Annotated in this window: 27 protein-coding genes and 2 pseudogenes; 14 read left to right on the top strand and 15 right to left on the bottom strand. The window is 55.3% G+C overall.

Annotated features, from left to right (window positions below; genetic code table 11):
- Window positions 1-6 precede the first annotated feature (6 nt).
- From prmC to hemA, 3 genes are read right to left on the bottom strand one after another with little or no spacing between them, the layout of a single operon-like run.
- Window positions 7-837 carry a peptide chain release factor N(5)-glutamine methyltransferase gene (gene prmC / locus BWI95_RS17715; protein WP_054803468.1) on the bottom strand — a complete coding sequence of 277 codons (831 nt, stop codon included), beginning with the start codon at window positions 835-837 and terminating at the stop codon, window positions 7-9.
- Entirely contained in the window at window positions 837-1919 is a 1083-nt protein-coding gene (gene prfA / locus BWI95_RS17720; protein WP_076769944.1) for a peptide chain release factor 1, read from the bottom strand. Before prfA ends, prmC begins: the two co-directional genes overlap by 1 nt.
- A gap of 43 nt (window positions 1920-1962) precedes the next feature.
- The gene (gene hemA, locus BWI95_RS17725; RefSeq protein WP_076770332.1) at window positions 1963-3219 is read right to left on the bottom strand and encodes a glutamyl-tRNA reductase; all 1257 of its coding nucleotides are present in this window, start codon (window positions 3217-3219) and stop codon (window positions 1963-1965) included.
- Window positions 3220-3419: 200 nt separating this feature from the next.
- Between hemA and lolB the strand changes: the two genes are divergently transcribed.
- The 4 genes from lolB to dauA all read left to right on the top strand — a co-directional run bounded on the left by lolB (window position 3420) and on the right by dauA (window position 7762).
- Window positions 3420-4043, top strand: coding sequence for a lipoprotein insertase outer membrane protein LolB (gene lolB / locus BWI95_RS17730; protein ID WP_023478783.1), 624 nt, complete (start codon window positions 3420-3422; stop codon window positions 4041-4043).
- On the top strand, window positions 4040-4906 hold the full coding sequence (gene ispE, locus BWI95_RS17735; protein WP_054803469.1) for a 4-(cytidine 5'-diphospho)-2-C-methyl-D-erythritol kinase: 867 nt from the start codon (window positions 4040-4042) through the stop codon (window positions 4904-4906). Before lolB ends, ispE begins: the two co-directional genes overlap by 4 nt.
- 123 nt (window positions 4907-5029) lie before the next feature.
- Window positions 5030-5977, top strand: coding sequence for a ribose-phosphate diphosphokinase (prs, locus tag BWI95_RS17745; protein ID WP_007371855.1), 948 nt, complete (start codon window positions 5030-5032; stop codon window positions 5975-5977).
- Between the two features lie 132 nt (window positions 5978-6109).
- Window positions 6110-7762 (top strand): C4-dicarboxylic acid transporter DauA, encoded by a 1653-nt coding sequence (gene dauA, locus BWI95_RS17750; RefSeq protein ID WP_076769945.1) that lies wholly within the window; start codon window positions 6110-6112, stop codon window positions 7760-7762.
- On the opposite strand, the gene BWI95_RS17755 is transcribed toward dauA, so the two are convergent.
- Window positions 7748-8803, bottom strand: coding sequence for a MerR family transcriptional regulator (locus BWI95_RS17755; protein WP_054803470.1), 1056 nt, complete (start codon window positions 8801-8803; stop codon window positions 7748-7750). The two genes, dauA and BWI95_RS17755, sit on opposite strands and share 15 nt — an antisense overlap.
- A 116-nt stretch (window positions 8804-8919) precedes the next feature.
- Entirely contained in the window at window positions 8920-9195 is a 276-nt protein-coding gene (gene ychH / locus BWI95_RS17760) for a stress-induced protein YchH (RefSeq protein WP_042711688.1), read from the bottom strand.
- 272 nt (window positions 9196-9467) lie between these two features.
- Here ychH and pth point away from each other — a divergent pair, with 272 nt between their 5' ends.
- From pth to BWI95_RS17775, 3 genes and pseudogenes are all read left to right on the top strand, one after another.
- Window positions 9468-10052, top strand: coding sequence for an aminoacyl-tRNA hydrolase (gene pth, locus BWI95_RS17765; RefSeq protein ID WP_023478596.1), 585 nt, complete (start codon window positions 9468-9470; stop codon window positions 10050-10052).
- A 125-nt stretch (window positions 10053-10177) separates the two neighbouring features.
- Window positions 10178-11269, top strand: a complete 1092-nt coding sequence (gene ychF / locus BWI95_RS17770; RefSeq protein WP_042711685.1) for a redox-regulated ATPase YchF — start codon at window positions 10178-10180, stop codon at window positions 11267-11269.
- Between the two features lie 122 nt (window positions 11270-11391).
- Window positions 11392-11809 (top strand): annotated as a pseudogene (locus BWI95_RS17775) (tyrosine-type recombinase/integrase); the annotation flags it as partial.
- A 299-nt stretch (window positions 11810-12108) separates the two neighbouring features.
- Here BWI95_RS17775 and BWI95_RS17780 read toward each other — a convergent pair.
- From BWI95_RS17780 to BWI95_RS17825, 10 genes and pseudogenes are all read right to left on the bottom strand, one after another.
- On the bottom strand, window positions 12109-12651 hold the full coding sequence (locus tag BWI95_RS17780; RefSeq protein WP_076769946.1) for a HEAT repeat domain-containing protein: 543 nt from the start codon (window positions 12649-12651) through the stop codon (window positions 12109-12111).
- 81 nt (window positions 12652-12732) lie between these two features.
- The gene (locus BWI95_RS17785; RefSeq protein WP_054803471.1) at window positions 12733-13029 is read right to left on the bottom strand and encodes a hypothetical protein; all 297 of its coding nucleotides are present in this window, start codon (window positions 13027-13029) and stop codon (window positions 12733-12735) included.
- A 279-nt stretch (window positions 13030-13308) separates the two neighbouring features.
- A complete protein-coding gene (locus BWI95_RS17790; RefSeq protein WP_076769947.1) occupies window positions 13309-13797 on the bottom strand; it encodes an SMI1/KNR4 family protein in 489 nt (162 codons plus the stop codon).
- A 10-nt stretch (window positions 13798-13807) separates the two neighbouring features.
- Window positions 13808-13930, bottom strand: coding sequence for a hypothetical protein (locus tag BWI95_RS24060; RefSeq protein WP_415859149.1), 123 nt, complete (start codon window positions 13928-13930; stop codon window positions 13808-13810).
- A 183-nt stretch (window positions 13931-14113) separates the two neighbouring features.
- A pseudogene (locus tag BWI95_RS24140) lies at window positions 14114-14626 on the bottom strand (RHS repeat domain-containing protein); the annotation flags it as partial.
- Between the two features lie 16 nt (window positions 14627-14642).
- Window positions 14643-15116, bottom strand: coding sequence for a hypothetical protein (locus tag BWI95_RS17805; protein WP_076769948.1), 474 nt, complete (start codon window positions 15114-15116; stop codon window positions 14643-14645).
- A gap of 133 nt (window positions 15117-15249) precedes the next feature.
- Window positions 15250-15720 carry an SMI1/KNR4 family protein gene (locus BWI95_RS17810; RefSeq protein WP_076769949.1) on the bottom strand — a complete coding sequence of 157 codons (471 nt, stop codon included), beginning with the start codon at window positions 15718-15720 and terminating at the stop codon, window positions 15250-15252.
- Window positions 15721-16090: 370 nt separating this feature from the next.
- Window positions 16091-16732 (bottom strand): response regulator, encoded by a 642-nt coding sequence (locus BWI95_RS17815; RefSeq protein WP_076769950.1) that lies wholly within the window; start codon window positions 16730-16732, stop codon window positions 16091-16093.
- Complete coding sequence (locus tag BWI95_RS17820) at window positions 16729-18207, bottom strand: PAS domain-containing sensor histidine kinase (protein WP_232374388.1); 1479 nt, start codon at window positions 18205-18207, stop codon at window positions 16729-16731. Before BWI95_RS17820 ends, BWI95_RS17815 begins: the two co-directional genes overlap by 4 nt.
- A gap of 123 nt (window positions 18208-18330) precedes the next feature.
- Complete coding sequence (locus tag BWI95_RS17825) at window positions 18331-18876, bottom strand: RNA polymerase sigma factor (protein WP_042713537.1); 546 nt, start codon at window positions 18874-18876, stop codon at window positions 18331-18333.
- A gap of 278 nt (window positions 18877-19154) precedes the next feature.
- Between BWI95_RS17825 and sctW the strand changes: the two genes are divergently transcribed.
- Genes sctW through BWI95_RS17860 form a run of 7 tightly spaced genes read left to right on the top strand, consistent with a single transcriptional unit; the run spans window position 19155 to window position 26676 of the window.
- On the top strand, window positions 19155-20297 hold the full coding sequence (gene sctW, locus BWI95_RS17830) for a type III secretion system gatekeeper subunit SctW (RefSeq protein WP_054803475.1): 1143 nt from the start codon (window positions 19155-19157) through the stop codon (window positions 20295-20297).
- A 10-nt stretch (window positions 20298-20307) separates the two neighbouring features.
- A complete protein-coding gene (gene sctV, locus BWI95_RS17835; RefSeq protein ID WP_076769951.1) occupies window positions 20308-22431 on the top strand; it encodes a type III secretion system export apparatus subunit SctV in 2124 nt (707 codons plus the stop codon).
- A gap of 2 nt (window positions 22432-22433) precedes the next feature.
- On the top strand, window positions 22434-23300 hold the full coding sequence (locus tag BWI95_RS17840) for an FHA domain-containing protein (RefSeq protein WP_054803476.1): 867 nt from the start codon (window positions 22434-22436) through the stop codon (window positions 23298-23300).
- Entirely contained in the window at window positions 23300-24658 is a 1359-nt protein-coding gene (gene sctN / locus BWI95_RS17845; protein WP_083699412.1) for a type III secretion system ATPase SctN, read from the top strand. The genes BWI95_RS17840 and sctN overlap by 1 nt, the downstream gene beginning before the upstream one ends.
- Complete coding sequence (locus tag BWI95_RS17850) at window positions 24636-25100, top strand: hypothetical protein (protein WP_054804620.1); 465 nt, start codon at window positions 24636-24638, stop codon at window positions 25098-25100. The genes sctN and BWI95_RS17850 overlap by 23 nt, the downstream gene beginning before the upstream one ends.
- A complete protein-coding gene (locus tag BWI95_RS17855) occupies window positions 25097-25636 on the top strand; it encodes a type III secretion system HrpP C-terminal domain-containing protein (protein ID WP_076769953.1) in 540 nt (179 codons plus the stop codon). The genes BWI95_RS17850 and BWI95_RS17855 overlap by 4 nt, the downstream gene beginning before the upstream one ends.
- Entirely contained in the window at window positions 25633-26676 is a 1044-nt protein-coding gene (locus BWI95_RS17860) for a FliM/FliN family flagellar motor switch protein (RefSeq protein ID WP_054804622.1), read from the top strand. Before BWI95_RS17855 ends, BWI95_RS17860 begins: the two co-directional genes overlap by 4 nt.
- Window positions 26677-26679 lie beyond the last annotated feature (3 nt).

A 26679-nucleotide genomic window follows, 5' to 3' on the forward strand; every position in this document is an offset into this window, starting at 1 on the left:
CTCCCGTTACGGCCGCCGTCCCAGCGTCAGGCGTTCGTTATCACCATAATCCCGGCAGGTTTCTACCTGCTGCCAGCCGTAGCGGGCAAAAATCTCGCGCACCGCCGCACCCTGCTGCCAGCCATGCTCAAGCAACAGCCAGCCCTGCGGCAGTAAATAGCGCGATGCGTCTTTAATCAGTGTATGCAGATCCGCAAGGCCATTTTCCGCCGCCACCAATGCGCTGAGCGGTTCAAAGCGCACATCGCCCTGCGCCAGATGGGGATCCTGCGCATCAATATAGGGGGGGTTGCTGACGATAAGCGAAAATTGCTGCCCCTCAAGGGCGCTAAACCAGCGGCTCTGCACAATCTCAATATTGCGGATGCCAAGATGATCGGCGTTACGCTGCGCCAGCGCGACCGCGTCAGGGATGAGATCGACAGCGGTGACCTGGCAATCTGGCCGCTCGCTGGCCAGCGCCAACGCAATCGCACCGGTGCCGGTCCCCAAATCAAGGATGCGGCACGGCGCGGCGGGAAGCCGGGCGAGCGCCTGCTCGACCAGACACTCGGTATCGGGGCGTGGGATCAGCGTCGCGGGCGAGACAAACAGCGGCAGCGACCAGAATTCGCGCTCACCAATCAGATGCGCCACCGGCTCGCCGCGCACGCGCCGGGCCAGTAACCCAGCAAGCTGCTCCTGCTGCTCGTCCGTAAGAGGCGTTTCACCGAAGGCGAGAATAAAGGTGCGCGCTTTGCCGGTGACAAAGCCGAGCAGGATCTCGGCATCGCGCCGCGGGCTTTCACTGGCCTGCAGCTGGCTGACTGCCTCGCGCAACCACTGTTGATACTCCATCAATCCTGCTCGGAGAGCGCCGCCAACTGGTCGGCCTGGTACTCCTGCACGATCGGTTCGATCAGTGCATCAAGCTTGCCTTCCATTACCTCATCCAGACGGTAGAGCGTCAGGTTGATGCGGTGATCGGTCACACGCCCCTGCGGGAAGTTATAGGTGCGGTTGCGGTCGCTGCGATCGCCGCTGCCGAGCAGGTTACGGCGCGTGGAAGCCTCCGTCTGCTGGCGTTTTGCCACTTCAGCCGCGCGAATGCGCGCACCCAGCACCGAGAGCGCTTTGGCTTTGTTTTTATGCTGCGAACGCTCATCCTGGCACTCGACCACAATGCCGGTCGGCAAGTGAGTAATACGGATCGCCGAGTCGGTGGTGTTAACGTGCTGACCGCCCGCGCCGGAGGAGCGGAAAGTATCGATACGCAGATCCGCCGGGTTGATATCCGGCAGCTCCGCTTCCGGTAGCTCCGGCATCACCGCAACGGTACAGGCGGAGGTGTGAATGCGCCCCTGCGATTCGGTTGCCGGGACGCGCTGCACGCGGTGCCCGCCCGATTCAAACTTCAGACGGCCATAGACGCCGTCGCCGCTGATTTTGGCAATCACCTCTTTATAGCCACCATGCTCGCCTTCGTTGGCGCTCATGATCTCAACGCGCCAGCGGCGGGCCTCGGCATAACGGCTGTACATACGGAACAGATCGCCGGCAAACAGCGCGGCTTCATCCCCGCCGGTACCGGCGCGGACTTCGACAAACGCGTTGCGCTCATCATCGGGATCTTGCGGCAGCAGCAGCACCTGTAAATGCTGCTCAAGCTGCTCGCTTTTCTCTTTCGCGTCGCGTAACTCCTCCTGCGCCATTTCGCGCATTTCGGGGTCCTCGAGCATCATCTGCGCGGTCTCGATATCGTCCTGCGTCTGTCGCCAGTCGGTAAAACAGCGGGAAACGTCGCTCAGCTGCGCATATTCGCGCGACAGGGCGCGGAAGCGATCCTGGTCGGCGATGGTTTGCGCGTCGCCCAGCAGCGCCTGAACTTCTTCATGGCGTTCATGCAGGGCTTCCAGTTTGGCAACGATAGAAGGCTTCATAGGCGTAAAGGCACCTTTTAGTAATTATCAGGAGTGTGGTGTGCTAATCCAGCCCGAGGCTGTTGCGCAGAATATGCAGGCGATCGTCATCCCCGTCACGGGCGGCCTGCTGAAGAGATTTGGTTGGGGCGTGGATCAAACGGTTGGTCAGCTTCCACGCCAGGTCCTGCATAATGGTCTGCGGATCGCCGCCCTGCTCCAGCGCTGCGAGCGCTTTTGCCGTCAGCTCATCGCGAACCTGTTCTGACTGGCTGCGATAGTCGCGAATCGTCTCGCTGGCGCTTTGCGCGCGCAGCCAGGCCATAAACTCGCTGGTCTCCTGGGCGACGATAGTTTCCGCCTGCACCGCCGCGGCTTTGCGCTGCGCCAGGTTGTGCTGAATGATACTTTGCAGATCGTCGACGCTGTAGAGATAGGCGTTGGCAATTTCACCCACTTCCGGCTCAACGTCGCGCGGAACGGCGATATCCACCAGCAGCATCGGCTTATTGCGACGCGCCTTCATCGCCCGCTCGACCATCCCTTTGCCAATAATCGGCAGCGGGCTGGCGGTCGAACTGATGACGATATCAGCATCTTTCAGGCGCTCATCGATTTCGCTCAGGTCGATCACTTCCGCCCCGACCTCATTCGCCAGCAGCTCCGCGCGCTCGCGGGTGCGGTTGGCGATGATCATATTTTGTACTTTATGCTCGCGCAGATGGCGCGCCACCAGTTCAATGGTCTCGCCCGCGCCGACCAGCAGCACGGTAACCGTCGACAGGGATTCAAAGATCTGCCGCGCCAGGGTACAGGCAGCAAAAGCGACCGACACGGCGCTGGCGCCGATATCGGTTTCCGTGCGCACGCGCTTGGCGACAGAGAAGGATTTCTGGAACATGCGCTCCAGCTCGCTGGCATTCCCGTGTCCGCGATGGGAGTCGGCATAGGCTTTTTTCACCTGGCCGAGGATCTGCGGCTCACCGAGCACCAGCGAATCAAGCCCGCTCGCCACGCGCATTAAATGGCTGACGGCGTCGTTATCTTCGTGCCAGTAGAGGCTCTGACGAACCTCATCTTCACGTAAATGGTGATAGTCGCAGAGCCAGCGCACCAGCGCTTCCTGTAAGTTCTCCCGCTCTTCGACGCTCAGATAGAGCTCGGTGCGGTTACAGGTTGAGAGCACCACGCCCCCCTGCACCATCGGCTGCGCCAACAGGCTTTCCAGCGCCTGGTCAAGCGTTTCCGGCGAAAACGCAATACGTTCTCGCAACGCAACAGGTGCTGTTTTGTGGTTGATGCCGAGTGCTAAAAGGGTCATGGGCGCGGGAATAGTACCAACGTTGATAAGGTTAGACTGCACGCATCATACAGGATGAGCCCAGTCAATAAAAGGGAGACTATCCTTTCGGAGTAATTGGTCTTTTTATGATTTAAGACAACGTGAACGTAGACGCTCTTTCTGTGCGGCGCTAGCATTAAGCTTCTGTCTGTAAACTGTTACAAGGATTTGTCATCGTTATGATTCTGTCGGATTTCCGCCTCATTCGCCTGCTACCGCTGGCAAGCCTCGTGCTCACCGCCTGTACCCTGACCGCGCCGAAAGGGCCGGGAAAAAGCCCCGATGCGCCGCAGTGGCGTCAGCATCAGCAGCAGGTGCGCGATTTACACCAGTACCAGACGCGCGGCGCGTTTGCTTATCTCTCGGATGAGCAAAAAGTCTATGCCCGCTTCTTCTGGCAGCAAACCGGCCAGGATCGCTACCGCTTACTGCTCACCAACCCGCTGGGCAGCACCGAGCTTGAGCTAAAGGCGCAGCCGGGCAATGTTGAGCTGGTGGATAATAAAGGTAAGCACTACACCGCCGACGACGCGGAAGAGATGATTGGCAAGCTGACCGGCATGCCGATTCCGCTTAACAGCCTGCGCCAGTGGATCCTCGGCCTGCCGGGCGATGCCACCGATTACAAACTCGACGACCAGTATCGCCTGAGCCAGGTCAACTACAGCCAGGACGGTAAGAGCTGGAAAGTGGTGTATGGCGGCTATGACAGCAAAACCCAGCCGGCCCTGCCTTCTAATATGGAGCTGAGCGACGGCAAGCAGCGCATCAAGTTAAAGATGGATAACTGGATCGTTAAATGATGACCTGGCCTGCTCCGGCAAAACTTAACCTCTTTTTATACATCACCGGCCAGCGTGAGGATGGTTACCACACCCTGCAAACGCTGTTTCAGTTTCTCGATTATGGCGATACGTTGACCATCGAGCCGCGCAAGGATGGCAAAATCTGCCTGCTGACGCCGGTCGAGGGCGTGCCCGACGAGGAGAACCTGATCGTGCGCGCGGCGCGCTTGTTGATGAAACGCGCCGCCGAGACCGAGCGCCTGGCCGCAGGCTGTGGTGCGGACATCGCCATTGAAAAACGTCTGCCGATGGGCGGCGGGCTTGGCGGCGGCTCGTCGAATGCGGCAACGGTGCTGGTGGCGCTTAACCATCTCTGGCAGTGCGGGCTGAGCGTTGATGAGCTGGCGCACCTGGGCTTAACGCTTGGTGCCGATGTGCCGGTGTTTGTGCGCGGCCATGCGGCGTTTGCTGAAGGGGTCGGCGAGCTGCTTACGCCGGTCGATCCGCCGGAAAAATGGTACCTGGTCGCCCACCCTGGCGTCAGCATTCCGACGCCGCTTATCTTTGGCGATCCGGCGCTCCCGCGCAATACACCCGTCAGGTCAATCAATACGTTACTGAATTGTGAATTCGGCAACGATTGCGAGGTTATCGCAAGAAAACGTTTTCGTGAGGTTGATGCGGCGCTTTCCTGGCTGTTAGAATACGCGCCGTCGCGCCTGACTGGCACAGGAGCCTGTGTCTTTGCCGAATTTGACACCGAATCCTCCGCTCGTCAGGTGCTTGAGCAAGCCCCGGAATGGCTGAACGGTTTTGTCGCGCGAGGCGTTAACCTCTCGCCGCTAGCACAAACCATCGCCGGGCAAGCTGAGTCACGGTGACAACGTCACTTGTTCCAGACGTTGCATCGCGCTCTTTAATACACCGCATGGATAGTTTTTCGCCCTGACCGCACATTTTGGCGTATCCTATCCACCACTGGACGCATGCCTGAGGTTCTTCTCGTGCCTGATATGAAGCTTTTTGCTGGTAACGCCACCCCGGAACTAGCACAACGTATTGCCAACCGCCTGTACACTTCTCTCGGCGACGCCGCCGTAGGTCGCTTTAGCGACGGCGAAGTCAGCGTACAAATCAATGAAAACGTACGCGGTGGTGATATTTTCATCATCCAGTCCACTTGTGCTCCTACTAACGACAACCTGATGGAATTGGTTGTGATGGTCGATGCCCTGCGCCGTGCTTCCGCAGGCCGTATCACCGCCGTTATCCCCTACTTTGGTTACGCCCGTCAGGATCGCCGCGTCCGCTCCGCTCGCGTACCGATTACCGCAAAAGTCGTTGCCGATTTCCTCTCAAGCGTTGGCGTTGACCGCGTCCTCACCGTAGACCTGCATGCTGAACAGATTCAGGGCTTCTTTGATGTACCGGTTGATAACGTGTTCGGCAGCCCGATTCTGCTCGAAGATATGCTGCAGCTGAACCTCGACAACCCGATTGTGGTTTCACCGGATATCGGCGGCGTGGTTCGCGCACGCGCCATCGCCAAACTGCTGAACGATACCGACATGGCGATCATCGATAAGCGCCGCCCGCGCGCCAACGTCTCGCAGGTGATGCACATCATCGGTGACGTGGCGAACCGCGACTGCGTGCTGGTTGACGATATGATCGACACCGGCGGTACGCTGTGCAAAGCAGCAGAAGCCCTGAAAGAGCGCGGCGCCAAACGCGTCTTCGCTTACGCCACGCACCCGATTTTCTCCGGTAATGCGGTAAATAACCTGCGCAACTCTGTGATTGACGAAGTGGTGGTCTGCGACACCATTCCGCTGAGCGAAGAGATCAAAGCGCTGCCGAACGTACGTACGCTGACGCTCTCTGGCATGCTGGCCGAAGCTATCCGTCGTATCAGCAATGAAGAATCGATCTCTGCGATGTTCGAACATTAATCGATGCTTCATATCAAACCCGCTCCGGCGGGTTTTTTTAACCCTCTTTTTTATTTGTATGATTTATTAATTAGTTAGACTACGCTTCGCAAAAGAGTGACTCCTGTGAAAACGTTACTTTCTCCCCACATCATGCCTTTCCGCGCGCTGATTGATGCCTGCTGGAAAGAAAAATATACCGCTGCCCGCTTTACCCGCGATCTGATCGCCGGGGTCACGGTGGGCATTATTGCCATTCCGCTGGCGATGGCGCTGGCAATTGGCAGCGGCGTCGCGCCGCAATACGGTTTATACACCGCCGCCGTCGCGGGCATTGTGATTGCCCTGAGCGGCGGATCGCGCTACAGCGTCTCCGGCCCGACCGCGGCGTTTGTGGTGATCCTCTACCCGGTTTCGCAACAGTTCGGCCTCGGTGGCCTGCTGGTGGCGACGCTGATGTCCGGGGTATTCCTGATCCTTTTCGGTCTGGCGCGTTTTGGTCGCCTGATTGAGTACATCCCGCTCTCCGTGACCCTCGGGTTTACCTCCGGGATCGGCATTACCATCGGCACCATGCAGATCAAAGATTTTCTCGGTCTGCAAATGGCCCATGTGCCGGAGCACTACCTGCAAAAAGTGGGCGCGCTGGTAATGGCGCTGCCGACCATTAACCCAGGCGATGCCGCCATCGGCGTGGTGACGCTCGGCACGCTGATCCTCTGGCCGCGCCTGCGTTTGCGCGTGCCGGGGCATCTGCCGGCGCTGCTGGCCGGTTGTGCGGTGATGGGAGTGGTCAACCTGCTCGGCGGCCATGTCGCCACCATTGGTTCGCAGTTTCACTATCTGCTGGCTGACGGCAGCCAGGGCAACGGCATTCCGCAGTTGTTGCCGCAACTGGTGCTGCCGTGGGATCTGCCTGGCTCAACCTTTACCTTAAGCTGGGACTCCCTGCGCGCCCTGTTGCCCGCGGCGTTTTCTATGGCCATGCTTGGCGCGATTGAATCCCTGCTCTGCGCAGTAGTGCTCGACGGCATGACCGGCACCAAGCATAAAGCCAACAGTGAACTGATTGGTCAGGGAATGGGCAATATTGTCGCGCCCTTCTTTGGCGGTATTACGGCTACTGCGGCGATTGCCCGCTCGGCGGCAAACGTGCGCGCCGGTGCCACGTCGCCCATTTCGGCGGTGATCCACTCCCTGCTGGTGATTATGGCGCTGCTGGTGCTGGCTCCCCTGCTCTCCTGGCTGCCGCTCTCGGCGATGGCCGCGCTGCTGCTGATGGTGGCGTGGAATATGAGCGAAGCGCATAAGGTGGTCGATCTGCTGCGCCGCGCACCGGCCGATGACATTGTGGTGATGCTGATCTGTATGTCGCTGACGGTGCTGTTCGATATGGTGATTGCTATCAGCGTCGGCATTGTCCTCGCCTCGCTGCTGTTTATGCGCCGCATCGCGCGCATGACGCGTCTTGCGGCGGTGAATGTCAGCGTACCGGATGATGTGCTGGTGCTGAGAGTGATCGGCCCGCTCTTTTTCGCGGCGGCAGAGGGGCTGTTCAGCGATCTGGAGACGCGTATCGCCGGAAAACGCATCGTGGTGCTGAAGTGGGACGCGGTTCCGGTGCTCGACGCCGGTGGGCTTGATGCCTTCCGCCGTTTCGTCAGCCGCCTGCCGGAGGGCGTGGAGCTTCGCGTCAGCAACCTGGAGTTCCAGCCGCTGCGCACCTTTGCCCGCGCCGGTATTCAACCCATCCCCGGCAGGCTGGCCTTCTTCCCGAACCGCGACGCGGCGTTAGCCGATCTCTGATCCCGGCGCGCCGTAACGGGCGCGCATCATCACTTCAATTGCCCGCTGGAGCCACTGCAGCACCGCGGGCGTCATCCATGTCCCCTTCATCAGGTGCGGCTCCTGCTCCATCGCCGTGCGAAACTTCTGCTGCGTCTGCGGATCGCGCCCGGCATAGGACTGAAAAAGCTCCAGCCAGTTTGCCGCCAGCGCCTGCGCCTCATCGCTGTGTGGATCAAGCTCGCGGCGGCTGGCATCGTGCAGTTTTGCCACCAGCGCAGGCCACTCCATCATGCGGTCGAAGTAGTGTGCGCGGGTGAAGGCCATCTCCTGCGGCGTTAAGTAGCGCTGCCAGATAGCCAGCTTGCTCTCGGCAAAACTGCGGGTGATGTACTCGGTCATTGCAGGCGTAATGCCAGTCTGCTCGCGCATCTGTGGTTCGGCGCTGTGCATCTCATTAAGCCGCGTTAAAAACTCCGGCTTATTGGCGGTATCCTGCTCAAGGCGCGTCATCCAGCGGGTCGCCAGATCCATCGCCTGCGCATCATCCGGCGCCACGCTGTTTGCCATCAGCGTTTCTGCTTCACCCACCAGCGTCGCCCAGACGCGGTCACGCGCTTCATCCCGGGCGGCAAAGGGTAACTCGTTTAACTCTTGCGGCGTAAACCAACGATCGTACATTTTCATCAACTCCAGTGTCTGTAGCCAGGACTCAAGGTCGGGCTCCGCGCCGCGGGCAAGACCATCCCGGAGATCGACAAGGCGATCGCGCAGGGTCACGATATCGCGCACCTGCCTGTCGAGCCGGGAAATCTGGTCATTTAACAATTCAGCCAGCGGGCGCGTTTCCCGCGCCAGGTAGTCACCAATTGCCGCCAGTTCCATCCCCGATTTTGCCAGCGCCTGGATCATCTGCAGGCGCTTCACATCCGCGAGGTTATAGAGCCGGTAACCGGCGGCGCTTCGGGCAGAAGGCAGCAGCAGGCCAATGTGCTCATAATGATGAAGGGTGCGAACGCTAATGCCCGCGCGCCGCGCCAGCTCACCTACCTGAATTAACATAACTGCTCCTTTCGTGCTCCACAGACGCCACTTTCGTGCCTCACGTTACGTGAGGGTCAAGCAAAAGACCAAAAAAAAACGGCTCCCGCAGGAGCCGTTATCGAAATCAGTGCTGGTTAGCCGTGGTTTTGCCGGTCGCGACGGCAGCGTTTGTCATAGTGACGCACCCACCAGTATTTGTCGCACACCTCTTCATGACCGCTGACGCGCGCGCCTGCCAGCCAAAGCACCGCGCCAAGGAAGATGCTGAGCACCGCACCATGGGCGAAAAACTGTGGCAGGTTAATCTGCGGAAGCTGGTTGAGAACCGAATAACCGACGCCGACAACCATCACGATTAACCCCAACCCCATGAGCGCATTGCCGAGTAACGACGCGTTTCTACGTTTCATGTGTCACCTCCGAACAGTGGGTTGGATGGGATATCCCCAATCCTTGTGTGCAAAGTATAGACAGCGCACTTTTTAGCGGTTGCGGGCAGGATCACAATTACACATATCCACCTAACATAAATTTACACATAACCCCATGAACTAGTTGAAATTCGAATGATTGAGGTGAGCAATCATTTCCACTTAACGGCTCATAAGTTGTGAGAATTTTGTCATCGCGCGCCGCTCGACGTAAACTACGCGCCGGACATTGACCTGGTCAGGAAGAGAAAGTGACGATTAAACTGATTGTCGGGCTGGCAAACCCCGGCGCGGAGTATGCCGCGACACGCCATAACGCTGGCGCATGGTATGTGGATTTACTAGCGGAGCGCGCCCGCGCGCCGTTACGCGACGAGCCGAAGTTCTTTGGTTTCACCTCGCGCATTCAGCTGGCGGGCGAAGATGTGCGCCTGCTGGTGCCCACGACATTTATGAACCTGAGCGGTAAAGCCGTGGCGGCGATGGCGACCTTTTACCGTATCAATCCCGACGAGATCCTCGTGGCGCACGATGAACTCGATTTGCCGCCAGGGGTGGCAAAATTTAAGCTTGGCGGCGGTCACGGCGGCCATAACGGCCTGAAAGATATCATCAGCAAACTGGGCAATAACCCCAATTTTCACCGCTTACGCATCGGAATTGGCCATCCGGGCGATAAAAACAAAGTTGTCGGTTTTGTGCTGGGTAAACCGCCGGTGTCAGAACAGACGCTAATCGACGATGCGGTAGACGAAGCGGCGCGTTGTACCGAAGTGTGGCTGAAAGAGGGGCTGACCAAAGCCACTAATCGCCTGCACGCTTTTAAAGCGCAGTAAGCGCGCCCAGCGCCTTTTTTGCCGCGCATAACATTGGTTATGTGTATACTAGGCGCAGTTTTTCACTTTTCGACAATCCGTTTTCAATAACGGGTTGATTATCAAGAGATTAAGGTAATTACATCATGGGATTCAAATGCGGTATCGTTGGTCTGCCTAACGTAGGTAAATCCACCCTGTTCAACGCGCTCACCAAAGCGGGTATCGAAGCGGCGAACTTCCCCTTCTGTACCATAGAGCCGAACACCGGTGTCGTACCGATGCCCGATCCGCGTCTCGATAAGCTGGCGGAAATTGTTAAACCGCAGCGCGTCCTGCCGACCACCATGGAGTTCGTTGATATCGCCGGTCTGGTAAAAGGCGCGTCCAAAGGTGAAGGCCTGGGCAACCAGTTCCTGACCAACATCCGTGAAACCGAAGCCATCGGCCACGTGGTGCGCTGCTTCGAGAATGACAACATCATTCACGTTAACAACAAGGTCGATCCGGCTGACGATATTGACGTTATCAATACCGAGCTGGCGCTGGCGGACCTGGATACCTGCGAACGCGCAATCCACCGCGTGCAGAAGAAAGCCAAAGGCGGCGATAAAGATGCGAAAGCTGAGCTGTCTGCACTGGAAAAATGCCTGCCGCAGCTGGAAAACGCCGGTATGCTGCGCTCGCTGGATCTCTCTGCTGAAGAGAAAGCGGCTATTCGCTACCTGAGCTTCCTGACCCTGAAACCGACCATGTACATTGCCAACGTCAATGAAGATGGCTTCGAGAACAACCCGTACCTCGACACCGTGCGCGACATCGCCGCGAAAGAGGGTTCCGTGGTGGTTGCCGTTTGCGCCGCCGTTGAGTCCGACATCGCCGAGCTGGACGATGCCGACCGCGACGAGTTTATGGCTGAGCTGGGTCTGGAAGAGCCGGGCCTGAACCGCGTCATCCGTGCCGGTTATGAACTGCTGAACCTGCAAACCTACTTCACCGCTGGCGTGAAAGAGGTACGCGCATGGACCATTCCTGTCGGCGCAACCGCTCCGCAGGCGGCCGGTAAAATCCACACCGACTTCGAGAAAGGCTTTATCCGCGCCCAGACCATCGCCTATGAAGATTTCATCGCTTATAAAGGCGAGCAAGGCGCGAAGGAAGCCGGCAAGATGCGTTCAGAAGGGAAAGAGTACATCGTAAAAGATGGCGATGTGATGAACTTCCTGTTTAACGTCTAAATATAATGTGTTGTCTTATGGGGTTTCGCTGAATCTCATACGCATCACAAAAACGATAAAATCCACGCATCTGCGTGGATTTTTGTTTTAATCGGTAAGCTCCCTATCAGAGAGATCATCATCTTGATAACGGACTGTGGACCATCCCAGCAACGCGCATGAAAGCTGGTAGGGAAAATATTATTCCCCTCCCTGGCCCTCAACATGCTCAAAACATTACAAGGATTAACCAGGCATTGGCAGCACCTTTTTTCGGGGAGGGATAATCCACCAGGTCCAATGACATCGCACTCTCTTCGTCAGCTACTGAAAAGCATGGGCTGGAGTGGTACTTATAGCCCTCATGCAAGCCGAACCACAGAAAGTACCCGTTTAGCCGAGAGGGGCTATCGACCTGATGCTATTGAGGTCAAACTTGCGCACACTGATACCAATAATGTTCGTCGCACATACAACCATGCAACCTATCTTGATGAGCGTAAAGTGATGATTCGGGAATGGGAGGATATGTTGGACAAATGGGTAGCAGGATCCGAGTAGAACTTAATACACTTAGTGAACCACAAGATAGAACTCATTCCTCAAGAGCCACTTTGTGCCAGGAGCGGACGTTGTTAAGCCCGCCTTCACCTCGCGCTGCCTCATTTTCAAAGCTGATGCTGCGCGACACCCGAATATTGCAAAAAATGGATTGCCAACATTTTAGATGTAACCAGCCTTGTCAAAAAGAGAAAAGGGTGCATAGATACTGGGGACATACATTTAGCAATTTCGCTTCTCCCTCAAGAACGGCCTTATAAAATTCAAGCCGGAAACCGGCTTAAATAAAAATTTATTTTCTAATCTAAAACACCGTAAGACTTTCCAACCTGTACTGCTTTACTATTTATTTCAGGAATGGAATTTCTTGACAATGCTTTTAATTTCTCAACAGCGTATTTAGAACCTATTTTCGCTAACGCGTATATACAATTCCATTTCAACATGTAATTATCATCCTCTCTGTCATCAGCCAAATAATCATATTCAGACAAAGCACAGTTATACAGGGCATTTACTGCATCATCGCTTTTAGCCTTTGTTTCAACTAAAGCCCGGACAACATCATCATGTTTATAATGAAAATCATCACCCAAAAGATGTATCAAGATATCTTCATGCTTGCTTGTAAATCCAAAATGAAAGCCAATATATAAAGCGTATTCAACTTCTTTCAGGTCTTTAGAAGAGTGCGCATTTTTTAAAATGTCATCTATAAAATCCTCAACACTCCCCTGAGCACATGGAAAGAGCTTTAGAAATTCTTCATCTGTTATTTTTCCAGCTCTAAGTGGCTTATTATTAACCACGGAAAGCACTAAGTTCTTTTGCTCTGAATTCATTATTGCCTCAACACATTAAAAGAATCGACACCATCGTTAAAGATTTTTAAAGCAGCGCCCCTTCCCTTCCAGGACTAATATTTATCTGGTCATCATCGCCTTTAAATTAAGCATTTTCAACCCCCAACCTTTTGGTTTTACTGGGCTTGGTATATCAGGATGGGTTACAGCAGCCAGATCAGACTTATCTCTAATGCCAATACCTTCTAACTGTGCTCGCGTACCTGGTTTTAGATTGAATTGTACCAATAAGACCACATCGCCGCGCGCGTTGTACTCATACTGCCAGGTGGCACCGTCCGGCAGCGCTTCCTTCAGCGGGAACGTGAAAACCGGGTGCCAGGTGGTGAACGTGCTATTGCCGAGCGGGTCGCGCACTTCCGTCAGGTTTCCCTGCTCGTCGTAACCGTATTCTCAGCGACTGCCTAAGAAATTAAATTATTTAACATAAACTTTTTGTTTATCAAGAAATAATAAACTCACGCAATTGGCGCATAGATTAATAATGAAAAAATCTCTCTCAAATAAATTACAGAAAGAGCCCATCAACTCTAAAAATAAAGAATTTAATGGCAAGCAATCACGAGCAAACGTGATAATACACTGCGCTTCCTTAAACTCGATATCTCATAATATTTCGCCTTTATAAAACCTCATTTAATCATACGCATCTCCATAGTTTTTCTTTTTCCAGTAAATATCTTTACCACCTGTGTTATACAACTCCGACAATAACTCAGAGAAACTAAGTGCTATAACTGTACTGCTTCCGACTACCCCATGAACCTCGTAATTACTATCATAACAACGGCCATTTCTCTCAAGAGATAAATCTATAGATAAATAATCATTGTTATCCGTTTTTGCTATCAGATACCATGTGGAAGATATATCATATTCACATAATTCACCTACAATCTTCATGTTTGAATTCAAAACTTCATCATTAGGCAGAATGGTAAATGTGATCAGAGAGTTATCGTTGCAAAAAAGTTTAACTCCATTACATTTTTGATGAAAGTAAATTACATCTTCAGGGTATTTTAATTTATTATTAGGGAGTGATGGCAGATCCCCTTTGGGAGGAGTCACTTCACACCTTTTATCTTTCTTAATCAAATCAAGTAAGTTATCTATTTTATCCATACTCTTCACCTTAAAATATCACAGGCTCAAAAGACCCATCATGTAAATATTGGTTTACTGCTCGATAATATGCATCTCTACTTGCCGCAGGAACATGTGCGGCATCAAACATTTTTTCTGGAAGATCTTTCATTTCTCTATTGCTAACTGTTGTCCAGTCAACCTTCCCACCGACTGGTTTACCTGTTCTTTGTCTTAATTAATCACGATAGACTACTTTTGTCGCAGCATGATTCTCTACAGATAAAGCAATCGTTGGAGAATTACCAGGTCAATAAGGAACAATATCAAACTCTTTTATCTTTCCACAACTCAACCCCAACGGATCCACCCACACCAGCGGGTCACCCGCATAGCTGTAGGTATTAATCCCGCCCGCAAACCCAATCAGGTCCATCTGGGTGTAACGCCCGGCGACCGGGTCGTAGCGGTATTCCACCTTTCTGAATTCGGCATGACCGATGAAGGTGATTTCCTTCACCTGCTGCTCATCATCATACGCAAAATGCTGCACCACGCTATTTTATCCTGACGGCGCGTGAGCCTCCCGAACCCGTCGTAATCGAGCTTCAGCCCGCCCAGGCGCAGCAGCAGGTTGTGCCACACCGGGTTACGGTGTTCTTCGGTGCGGTTGCCTGCAGGTTCCCAGAAGAAGCGCTCTTTTTCTGCGGTTCGAGAGCCTTTGTCACCTGCCCCGCCGCGTCGTAGACCACAGGTACTGGCTGTACTTCTCGCCCGGCATGGCGGGCGTCGCGTCGGTGTGTATCTGCTGGACTCTCTGATCGGTGCGGTCCCAGCGGTAGCGGCGCTCGAAAACCAGTTCGCGGCGCATTCCGCCAGTAGGGCTAGTAAATTATCAGCTCGCCCTGGGGCCACTGACCGGCCCAGCCACAGGGCATATGACCTTGCTCATAAATAGAAATAAGATTCATAAAAAAAAGTGACTTATTTAAAAAGGGACTATAAGCATCCTCTAGTAAATAATTTAATAAATCCCACTTTATATTATTAAGCAAAGCCTTTTGATTCCCTCCTATAGGAGGGATTTGTGGAACAATTTTACTTTCAATGATAATAGCAGCAGCATCTGCGAGCTTGTTCCATTCAAGAAAAGCATTCACATGTTTTTTCGCCAACCAACCTGTGATATTATTTCGGGCTTCTAAAGTAACATTTTCCCACTCTTCACTTTCCAGATTAATTTGAAAAGTATTTATATTTTTAACGCGTATAGTGTCAGGAATAGAGCTATCTTTTCCTGCGTTTGAAAGCCAGTTGATTCTTAATAACTTTTCGATCGATGCCTGGTTTATATTCATAAGTTCATCTAATTTATTATGTCTGGAATTCCTGGGACACTCATGCCACCGAGAGCGTCATACTGAATCCTGCTCTGGATACTATACCTTACAGCCTGGTTAACACGGTGCGCATGTAAGCTCTTCAAAGATATTATAAATCTTCCAAAGACTTTTTAATTTCACAAACCAAAAAATCTGCAAAAGTCTTAGCCACGATTTTTTTACTGCCATCTCTCTTGAATGATAAGTCTGTTTCCACTACTGCTGCCTCGCCACCACTTTGAACAGATACGTCAATAGAAAATAGTGGGCCATAACCAGAGGATTTTATCAAAATCATATTGTTATCAATATCGCCAAGTTCCCTGGTCTTAAGGGTTGTATACCTGACATCAGGTGCAGATTGTGCGGCCAAGCCTAACTTTGAGATGCCATAAAATGACTCTCCATTAAATGAAAGCGTCCCATATTTCTCTAAAAAAAACTTATATGTGGGAGGGAATTTAACCTTAAGCTCTTTCTCATAAAGCTCAATTACATCCTCAGGGGCGGGACCACTTCCTCGCGCTTCCTCACCACTTGCACTAATTAAATCATCAAGTTCTTTATAAATATCAATCACTTTAGTCTCCTAAAAGTCCAGTGCTCGTGCTTTCCAATATTTTTTCTTCCAGCGATTAAATGGCCGTCTATTCATAGAAGGCGGTGCACTACTATAGGTTTCTCTTTGCCGCAAAGTCAAAAGTCAAGAATTATTAACGCTTGAGAAATTATCTCAGGACAAAAAGGGAAATTTAAAAAACGATAACTCTTGACGATTATGTTGTCTTATGAGGTTTTGCTAAATCTCATACGCATCACAAAAACGATAAAATCCACGCATCTGCGTGGATTTTTTTTATACCCTCTCTTCAATCTCACTGCAGCGCCGCTAAAAATGAGGTCGGGCACGTAGCAATATAATTGCCCCCGTCAGGCGGTGGTGAAAACCCTTATTGCACCAGGTTATGCCGCAGGGAATATTTGACGATATGGGCGTTATTGGTGAATTTCATCCGCTTCATCATGCGTGATTTATAGGTGCTGACGGTTTTATTACTGATGGAGAGCGCATCGGCTATCGCATTAATCGACTCGCCGTGGGCCAGCATGATCATTATTTGCCGTTCGCGCATTGTCAGGCTCTCATGCGGCGCACGATTATTACTCTGGTAGTCGGAAAAGATAATTTCCTGCGCCAGATCGTGATCGATATAGCGTGATCCCTGCGCCACGGTACGGATCGCTTTGAGTAAAATCTCCGGCGACTTGTCTTTAGTGATATAGCCCAGCGCGCCATTATTTAACACCCGCCGGGCAATTTGCGGTTCGTTAAACATACTCAATACCAGAATGCGCAGTTGGGGGTAGAGCGGTATCAGGCGGGTAATAAGATCTTCCCCGCTCATGCCCGGCATTGAAATATCCAGCAGCAGCAGATCGACGTCGTGCTGGCGCAAACGCTCCAGCACCTGGCCGCTATCCGGCGCTTCACACACCACCTCGATAGTGTCATCGAGTGCAAAAATTTGCTTCAGGCCCTCGCGCATGATGGCATGATCGTCGGCAATCATCAGACGTATGCGTTCACTCATCGATCTATCCTCCTGGTTTTCGAACAGGATGGTGCTGATTTAACGCTCACAGAGAGGGGGAACTTCAGTTTAACCCGTGTTCCTTTACCGGGTGTGCTATTGATGGTCGCCTCGCCGTTTAGCATGCGTCCACGCTCCTCGATCCCGTGCAGCCCGCAGGTTCCTTTCTTCACACGTTGCAGATGAAAGCCTTTGCCGTTATCGACCACTTCGATAAGCAGCGCGTCCGGCTGGAGTTTGACAAAGATATAGACATTGCTGGCGCTGGCATGGCGGGCGATATTGGTAAGGGACTCCTGAACCACGCGAAATGCCGCCGTCAGCTTCGCATCATCCAGCACCACGGTATGCTCGTCGGGCGCCAGCAAAATGCAGCGGATACAGTTGTTTTTTATAAACTGATCGCGCAACCACTCCAGTGCCGGAATCAACCCGAGATTGAGCACGTTGGGCCGCAAACGGGTTGAGACATCCCGTACCACCTGAATGGTGCTGTCCAGACGCCCCATCAACTGCCCGATCTCCGCCTGCTGCTCGTCGGCAGACTGATCTTTACGCATCGCCAGCAGCGACAACCCGGTACGCAACGCGGTTAAATGCTGGCCCAACTCGTCATGAATATCACGCGCCAGCTGTTTTTTTTCCGCTTCCCGCGCCCGCTCCAGATTATGCGTCAGCTGCCGCAACTCCTCTTCGGTCTTACGGATAGCGGTAATATCTCGCCCCACCGCCAGCACGCTCATTATCTCGCCGCGCAGATCATATTCCGGGACGCAGCGCACATGGAGGATGCGTTTCTCGCCGTTACGCTTTACCACCAGTTCATCTTCGGCACTGTTTTCATCCACCATGGTGCGCGAAACCAGCTTAAACAGGCTCAGCCCGACGCCTCCGCGCGGCACGCTTTCGGTCAGCGGCACGCGGCTGATATCGTTTTCGCTCAGGTTAAACCAGTTACGAACCGCCAGGTTGGCGTAAACACAGCGGGTCTGCAAATCAAACCGTAAAATGAGGTCGGGAGAATTTTCCACCACCCGGTGCAGCTGTTTTTCCCGCAGCAGCTGCTGCTCTTTTTGCCGGCGAATTTCATGCATATCGCGAACAATACATAATATATGTAGCTCACCCTCCTGGTTATATCCGCTACAGCTCGCCTCGACGGGAAAAACATTATTACGCCCGGTATGCTGCGACGTAAATGTTATCCCTTCAGGACGGGTACTGAGTTTCCACCACAGGGCAAACACATCACTGTCGCGCAGTTCTTTATCAATAATATCAAAGCTGAGTTGCGAAAATGCCTCGCGGGAATATCCCGTCAACTGGCAGGCTTTTTCGTTGACATATTTGATACGCAGCTGGCTGTCTATCAAATAAATGGCATCATGGATTTTGTCTAAGGCAATGTTGGATAAGCCGCTGATATTAACCTCATGATTATCAACCTGCCCAGTTACACCCTGTAAAAGCATCATTCCCTCCACGGATATATCATGCCGCAGAGAATAGCGTCCCGACGGCATGACAGTCATAACCCGCTAAATATTAATGAGCTAATAATCTTAGCAGTTAATTTGCCGTTTTCAGCAAACCAGGATTCAGGCGTAAATTCTCCCTTTTAGCGTCTCCCGCGCCCGTGAAAGCCGCGAGCGCACGGTCCCGACCGGTATAGCTAACTGCTGCGCAATATCCTGATAGCTGCCCTCCTCCTCCACGAGTATTGAGAGCATAACCTTAACGTCTTTCGATAATATTTCGATGGATGCCAGCGTATGGCTAAGGAGTTGCCTGTTTTCCGTTAAATCGCTGGGATCGTCATCCAGCAGCAGATCGGCGGTAATCTCATCATCCAGCCTGTCGAACAGATAGTGGCTCTGTTTCGATTTGTAGTAGTTGCGGATCAAGTTAACGGCAATACCAAACACCCAGGTCTCCGGGCGGGACGCGCCACGAAACTTATGCCGGTTACACAACACTTCCAGACAGGTCATTTGCAAGATGTCATCAGCATCCTCCTGGCTGGCGATACGTTTACGAATGAAGTTTAAGAGCTTCTTATTATGCGTAACGAAGATCTCATCCCAGTTCACGTTCATCGCGAACGGTGACTCTACGACAGTGGACACGAGCGTTGAATTAATCATTTTCTTGTCTCTCTGATAGGTAGCAAATGAGTGCGCTGCTACTTAGCAAGAGATATGCCACCTGCCGATCGCAAATTAACCCTCTGTTTATAAAAGCAATTCATTGTGAATACAGAGTTTTCCGAGCCAGTTTTTACCTCGCCCGACCGCTGCGTTATGCAAAAAATTGCATTGGTTACCCGATGAAATTATTCACATTTTTTTTTGCTCTTTTTCAGGGAACCGACAGGCGCGCTTTGACACAGAAAGAGGGTAATGACCACTGAGGATGGCTGGCGATGTTCAAGATACAACATGCGATACCGGCGCTGGCGCACTCGCTAAAAGCCCTGCATAAAAACACGCCACAAGCGGCAGGCAAAACCAACGTGCCGGATAATGTCCGCGTGCGGGCAGAGGCTTTAAATGACGCGATGGAAGAGATTGGCGCGGCGTTCAGTGAAAAGATGGAGCGCAAGCAAAAGGCGCAGGAGCGCCGTAATGCGTTACGCAACCAGCTACGCAGCAAGCATGGGATCGGCAAAGTCGCTGAGCTGAACGAGCTGTTTTCCCTGCTCGACGGCGGCGATGAACAACAAGCCCTTGAGCAGATGGAGTGGCTGCGTAACGCCCTGCGCCAGAACCCGCCGCCGGAGAGCGACACGCTGCTGGAAAAGACCGGCGGCGATCCGGCACGCACCGCCCTGCTGCTGCGTATGCTTGGCAACCAGGCACACGATGAAGGCGACGGGGAACTGGCCACGCTGGCCGGAGCGCAGCTGGATAAGCTAGAGCAGACCCACGGCCAGACCATCCGCGCAGGTAACAACACGGCCCCCGCCATCGCCGGGTATACCAGCGACCCGCAGCGTAAACAGTCCCTGCGCAACCTCTATTACGACGGCATCGTCCACCAGCAATCCGCCATCATGATGCTGGATATGGTGCTGGAGGCGATCGGCTCACGCAATCTGATACCGACGCTGCGTACCTTGCAGCGCGCGCTGGCGGATGATATGGCCGCGCTTGCCCCTTCGATTAGCGCTCTTACCCTCGGGCGTATTCACCACGGGCTGCGCGATGCCGCCCGGATAAGCCAGACGCTGAGCGACAGCACTACATTTTTGCAGCGTATGCGCAGCAAACTGTCCAATGTTGACATGAACAGCCTGACGCTGGCGCGCCGGATGTTACAGATCAGCCACAACGGCGCCTACCAGAGTGATTTCACCGGCCTTGCGCAGGAGATTGTCGGCGAGAGCAAACACCATGAGCCGCTGTTTTACAGCTCGCTTTTTCCGCTGCTGCGCGGCGTGCCTCGCTCGCTGTGGCCGGACCTGGAAAAACGAAGTAACGCGTTGAAATTGCTGCGCGGCATGATTACGAACGTCACCAAAGCGGAGCAGCAACAGCAGCGCCGCAACCGGAACGCCGCGTCGTGAGGCAACCAAGATGAATACCCTGTTTCAGATATTAAATCGAATCGCCATCAGCGCCATGCAGCGCTCCGAAGTGGTCGGCGCGGCTTTTGCCATGGCGCTGGTGTTTATGTTGATCATTCCCTTACCGCTGCCATTAATTGATGCGCTGATTGCGGTGAATATCTGCCTCTCCTCCCTGCTGGTGGTGCTGGCGATGTATCTGCCGAAGCCGCTGGCGTTCTCCACCTTTCCTGCCGTGCTGCTGCTGACCACTATGTTTCGCCTGGCGCTCTCCATCTCTACCACCCGGCAGATCTTAATTCAGCAGGACGCGGGCCATGTGGTGGCGGCCTTCGGTAACTTCGTGGTGGGCGGCAACCTTGCGGTCGGGATGGTGATGTTCCTGATCCTCACCGTGGTGAACTTCCTGGTGATTACCAAGGGTTCCGAAAGGGTGGCCGAAGTGGCGGCGCGTTTTACCCTTGATGCGATGCCCGGTAAACAGATGTCCATCGACAGCGATCTGCGCGCCGGATTGATTGATGTGGTACAGGCCAAAAACCGCCGTAATGAACTGGCAAAAGAGAGCCAGTTATTCGGGGCGATGGATGGCGCAATGAAGTTTGTCAAAGGCGACGCCATCGCCGGACTGGTGATTGTGGTGATCAACCTGATTGGCGGCATCAGTATTGGGGTGCTGCAACTGGGTATGCCTGCCGGTGAAGCGATGCACATCTACTCGATTTTGACCATCGGTGATGGGCTGATCGCGCAGATCCCGGCGCTGCTTATCTCGCTGACCGCCGGGATGCTGATTACCCGCGTCTCGTCCGACAATGAACAGACGGCGGATAATAATATCGGCCGCGAGATTGCCGAGCAGTTAACCAGCCAACCGAAAGCCTGGTTGCTCTCCTCAATGGGCATGGTGGGCTTTGCCCTGCTGCCCGGTATGCCAACGGCGATTTTTCTGCTGCTGGCGGCGCTGACGATGATTAGCGGCGGCTTCCAGATCTGGCGCATCAGAAAGACCCTGAGCCTGGCGCAGCCACAAATGGAGAATGAGCTCATTCCGCCGGAGCTAAACGGCAAGGAAGATTTGCGTCAGTTCAACCCAACGCGACCCTATCTGATCAACTTCCCCTCCGCATGGCGCGGCCATCCCGAGATGCTGGAGCTGGTGCAGGATATTCGCCGCCTGCGTAACCGTATCGTTTACCACTTCGGCTTTACCCTGCCCGCCTTCGATATCGAGTTTCTCGACCAGCAAACGGAAGATGAGTTTCGCTTCTCGGTTTATGAAATCCCGAAGGTGATCGGCACATTTACTGTGACGCACCGGGCGGTGAAACGCCGCTGGCTGGATGAGATCGCGCCAGCCGACCGGGAGGGCGTGATCGAGGGGGATGAGCGGCGTCAGGAGGGCGATTTTATCTGGCTGGCGGCGGAGCATCCGCTGCTGCAAAACGAAGAGGTTGAGCGCTGGACGGCGCGCGAAATGCTGGTCAAGCGCATGGAGAACGCGATCCACGCCAGCAGCCCGCACTTTATCGGGCTACAGGAGACCCGCGCGCTGGTGAGCTGGCTGGAAGCGGAGCAGCCGGAGCTGTCGCAGGAGTTACAGCGCGTGATGCCTATCTCGCGTTTCTCCAGCGTCCTGCAAAAACTGGTTTCCGAACGTATTCCGCTGCGCTCGGTTCGCGCCATTGCCGAAGCGCTGATCGAACATGGGCAGCATGAGCGCGACGTCTGGCTGCTGACCGACCAGGTGCGCATCTCGCTAAAAAACCATCTCTGTTACCAGTATGCCCGCCCGGATGGCCTGCATGTCTGGCTGCTGACGCCGGAGCTGGAAGAGCAGTTGCGCGACTCGCTGCGTCAGACGCAAAACGACCTCTTCTTCGCGCTCACCCATGAGCAGATCACCGCCATTCTCTCGGTCATCGCCAACGCCTTCCCGGTCGACACGCCGGAAAGCGCCGTGCTGCTGGTGGCACAGGATCTGCGCAGCCCGATGCGCGGGCTTATCCAGGAAGAGTTTCACTATGTGCCGGTGCTCTCGTTTGCAGAGCTACAACCTAATCTCGCAGTAAATGTGCTGGGACGTATAGAGCTTGATCCGGCCGCTTACTCGCTTACCACGTGGGAGAGTTGATCATGTTCGAACTGCGCGTGCTGTCTGGCCTGCATTTGGGCGCCGCGTTACCCCTCTTCGGCGATAAATGGCTGATTGGCCAGGCCGATGAGGCCGATCTGATGCTTAGCGATGCGCGCGTTGCCCCCCGCGCCTGCGAGCTGCGCCGGGAAGAGACCCAGTGGCTGGCACAGCCGGAGAGCGGCGACGCTTTTAGCATCAATATTGAAGCGCCTTTTCAGGTCGCTGACGTCTGGCTGTGCGTGGCGCGTATCGACACGCCGTGGGCCGCCTGCCTGCCCCCTGCCACACCGCCTGCGCCAGAAGGATCCACGGCAGCACCGCCACAGGCAGCGCCCCCCGTCGCCGCCAGTAAAGGGTTTTTCACCCGCGGCATCCGCACGCTGGCATGGAGCCTGATGTTGCTGCTCACCCTGACGGTAACCAGTTGGGTTTTGCAGCCCACCGTTGCCCAGACCCAGGTTGCCTCCTCTACACCGCAGAGCACGCCTGCAGAGTTGCAGGCACCGTTACAGAAAATGTTGCGCGAACGCGATCTGGCAAAGGTGGTGAAGCTGGATATGCACAACCAGCGGCTGCGTCTGACGGGCCGACTCAGTAAGTCGCAGATGCAGATCTTTAACCGAATGCTGGAGCGCTTTAACGCCACCTACACCAGCGCTACCCCGCTGGATAACCAGGTCAAACTGCTGAAGGTCAGCCTGCCCTTCCGGATTGTGCAAATCACCACCGGTAGCCGCGCCAATATCGTCACCGACGACGGGCAGCGCCTGTTTGTCGGCGATGAAGTGGACCACCTGCGGCTGGTATCGATCACCAGCGATCAGATTGAGTTTAACGGTCGCGATAACATCAAGGTGAGCTGGTAATGACGGTAGCGCTGGAGGAGTGGTATCAACAGCAGCGGCGGCGGCTGGCGAGCTTTTCACCGGTCGAGAGTTTTGGCCGCATCACCGGGATTAACGGCATATTGCTTGAAAGCAGCCTGCCCCAGGCGCGGATCGGCGATCTCTGCCAGATCGCCCGGGATGACGGGCAGAGCGTGCTGGCTGAAGTCGTTGGTTTTAACCCGCAGCACACTCTGCTCTCCGCCCTTGGTCAGCTCGACGGCATCGCCCGGGGCGCGCGCGTGGTTCCGCTGCGCCTGCCGCACTCTATTGTGGTCTCTGACGCCCTGCTCGGCTGTGTGCTGGATGGCTTTGGCCGCCCGCTCGATGCAGGCCAGCCCGGCGCCTTCGCCCTGCCCGGTACGGTGGAAAATGCGGTCGGCGTGCTGGGCGATGCCCCGGCACCCACCGATCGTCCGCGCATAGAGACGCCGCTGCCAACCGGTATTCGCGCGATTGACGGCCCGCTGACCCTCGGCGTCGGCCAGCGGGTCGGGATCTTTGCCGGTGCGGGCTGCGGGAAAACCACCCTGCTGGCGGAGATCGCCCGTAACACCCCCTGCGATGTCATCGTCTTTGGTTTGATTGGCGAGCGCGGGCGCGAATTGCGGGAGTTTCTCGACCACGAACTGGACGAGGCGCTGCGCAGCCGTACGGTGCTTATCTGCGCCACCTCCGATCGCAGCAGTATGGAGCGCGCCAGAGCCGCATTTACCGCCACCGCCATCGCCGAAGCCTGGCGCGATAAGGGCAAAAGCGTGCTGTTGATCCTCGACTCCCTGACGCGCTTTGCCCGCGCCCAGCGTGAAATCGGCCTTGCCCTTGGCGAGCCGCCGGGGCGCGGCGGTCTCCCCCCTTCGGTTTATACCCTGTTACCGACCCTGCTGGAGCGCGCCGGGCAAACCTCGCGCGGGGCCATCACCGCCCTCTACTCGGTGCTGATTGAAGCCGACTCCATGAACGACCCGGTCGCCGATGAAGTGCGATCCCTGATCGACGGCCACATTGTGCTGACCCGCCGTCTGGCGGAGCGCGGGCATTACCCGGCTATCGATGTGCTGGCAAGCCTCAGCCGCACCATGAGCAACGTTGCCACGCGCGAGCATATCCGCGACGCCACGCAGCTGCGGCGCATGATGTCCGCCTGGCAGCAGGTTGAGATGTTAATTCGCCTTGGGGAGTACCAGCCGGGCCACGATGCGATGACCGATGCGGCGGTAGCGGCTCAGGAGGCGATTAATGGCTATCTGCAACAGGCAATGCACGCTCCCACAGAGTATGACGACACCCTGCACCACTTATCGGAGGTAAGCCAGCATGCGCCGTCATCCGCTGCCTGATAACGACATCATTACTGACGATGGCAGCACTGAATTGCAGCAGGCCTTCTCTCTGCTGCTGCCGATTCGCCGCCAGCGCTTACGCCGCTGCGAACGCCTGCAACGGCAAGCGGAGCAGGCTTTGCGCGAAACGCAGCGTCAGTCAGCCGAAGCAGAACAACAGCTCGCAGCCGCACAACAGCACTATCAACAGCTGCGCGAGAGCTTTGCCGAACACCACCAGTCGGGGCTGCAAAAACAGGAGCGTCTGGTCGAAGGATTGACGGAGGAGCGCCAGGCCAGCGACGCGGTGAGCGGGCAGCGTCATCAGCTGCAACAGTGCCGCACACAGCAGGTCACGCAGCAGCAGCAGGTGCAGCACGCGCAGCAGCAAACCCAGGCGCGTCTGCGTGATGTGGAAAAACTGGAATACCTGATGGAGCATAGCGAGGCATTACGATGACAGCTTTACCCCACACCCAGCAAAATAACCCCGCGCCGCCTGCCCGCCCGGAGGTGCAGCGCCGTTCGCCGCAAACCGCATCGTCAGACGCCGCTAACCCCGAGCGTAAATCCCGCGCCGAGCCGTTTCGCGAAGAGAGCTCGCTGTTTGACGCGCTGTTGCTCCCCACCAGCGACGTGGCGCAACCGCTTATCACACCGTGGGAGGGCCCCGCCTCTTTTGGGCCACAGCTCAGCCATGAGCATGAACCTCCCGCTTCACCGGCCAGGGCCTGGCAACAGCTGGAGCCCCCGCTGTGCGCCATGGTGGAGAAGCAGCCTGCCGACCCGGTCTCCATGACGCTGCTGCTGCCCCTGTTAGGCGAAGTGGATGCCCGCGTGAGCCCTTTTGCTGCGGGCTGGGATATCAGCCTGCGTTTTGCGCCAGCGGCGATGAATATGATGGCTGCCCATCAGGAGCGTTGCCGCGAGTCGCTGCGCCGCCGGATGGCCTGCGCCGTGCGCCTGCGCTTTGAGCAGCGCGGAGGCCGGGAATGAAACCCTTAACCCTGCGCACTCTGCCGCGCGAGGAGGCCAGCCTGCGCCGGCGTATCGGCCACGGTGTTGGCTATCCCTTCACCCTTGAGGGGGAAGCGGGTGAGCTTCAGTTCCGGCTGACTCTCCCCGGCGATCGGCCACCGACGCAGCGCTTCTCCTGCAAGGCCGGGCTGTTATCTCTGTCAGGTAGCGAAGCGCTGCTGAGCCTCTTTTCCGCCTGCCCGCTGCTACCGGAGCCTGGCGCGTGCGCTGAGTGGTACTGGCCGCTCTTTAACCAGCATCTCAGCCCGGCGCTGCGCGCGCTGTTTGGCGACCTGACGCCGCAAGAGGCCTCCTGCGCGCCCCTTGACGGTATCTGGCTTGCGATGAGCGTCACGCTCGGCGAGTCGCAGGCGCAAAGTGAGTTATACCTTGCGCACGCCACCCTTGCGGCGTTGTTAAACCAGCCTGGCTGGGTTTCGCTGCCTGCGCCGCTTTGCAGCGACCTGCCGTTATCGCTGCCGATAGATCTGGGCGTGGTGTCGTTTGCCCCCGCGCAGTTACGCACACTTCGCCCCGATGATGTGATTTTCCCTGCTACCTCGTATTTTTCCCCGACCGGTCGCGGCGAGCTTCGCCTTGCGCAATTACACCTTGAGGGCGAATTGCTGTTCGAGGAGGGGCATCCTGCCCGTTTTCTTATTACCCGTCTGGAGAATACTTACGTGAATGTGACCCCCGAAGATAATCTGCCTGCCGACACCCCACACCCGGATGAAAACCTGACTGAAACCACGATGCCTTCGGCCTCGCCTTTTGATGCGCTGCCGCTGGCTTTAACCGTGCGCTGCGGCCATCTCAGACTGACGCTCGGTGAGTTAAATCGCCTCGATGTCGGCTCGACGGTCACCGTCGATAACGTCGTGCCGGGTGAAGCATTGCTCTGCCACGGCGAGTTTCCGCTGGCGAAAGGCGAACTGGTCGATGTTGAAGGGCGTCTGGGGCTGCAAATTACCCATATGCTGCCGGGCGTGGCGAGCGTCGTGGATGTGAACAGGTGATTC

The organism is Kosakonia cowanii JCM 10956 = DSM 18146 (assembly GCF_001975225.1).
In the GTDB taxonomy this organism is placed as follows: domain Bacteria; phylum Pseudomonadota; class Gammaproteobacteria; order Enterobacterales; family Enterobacteriaceae; genus Kosakonia; species Kosakonia cowanii.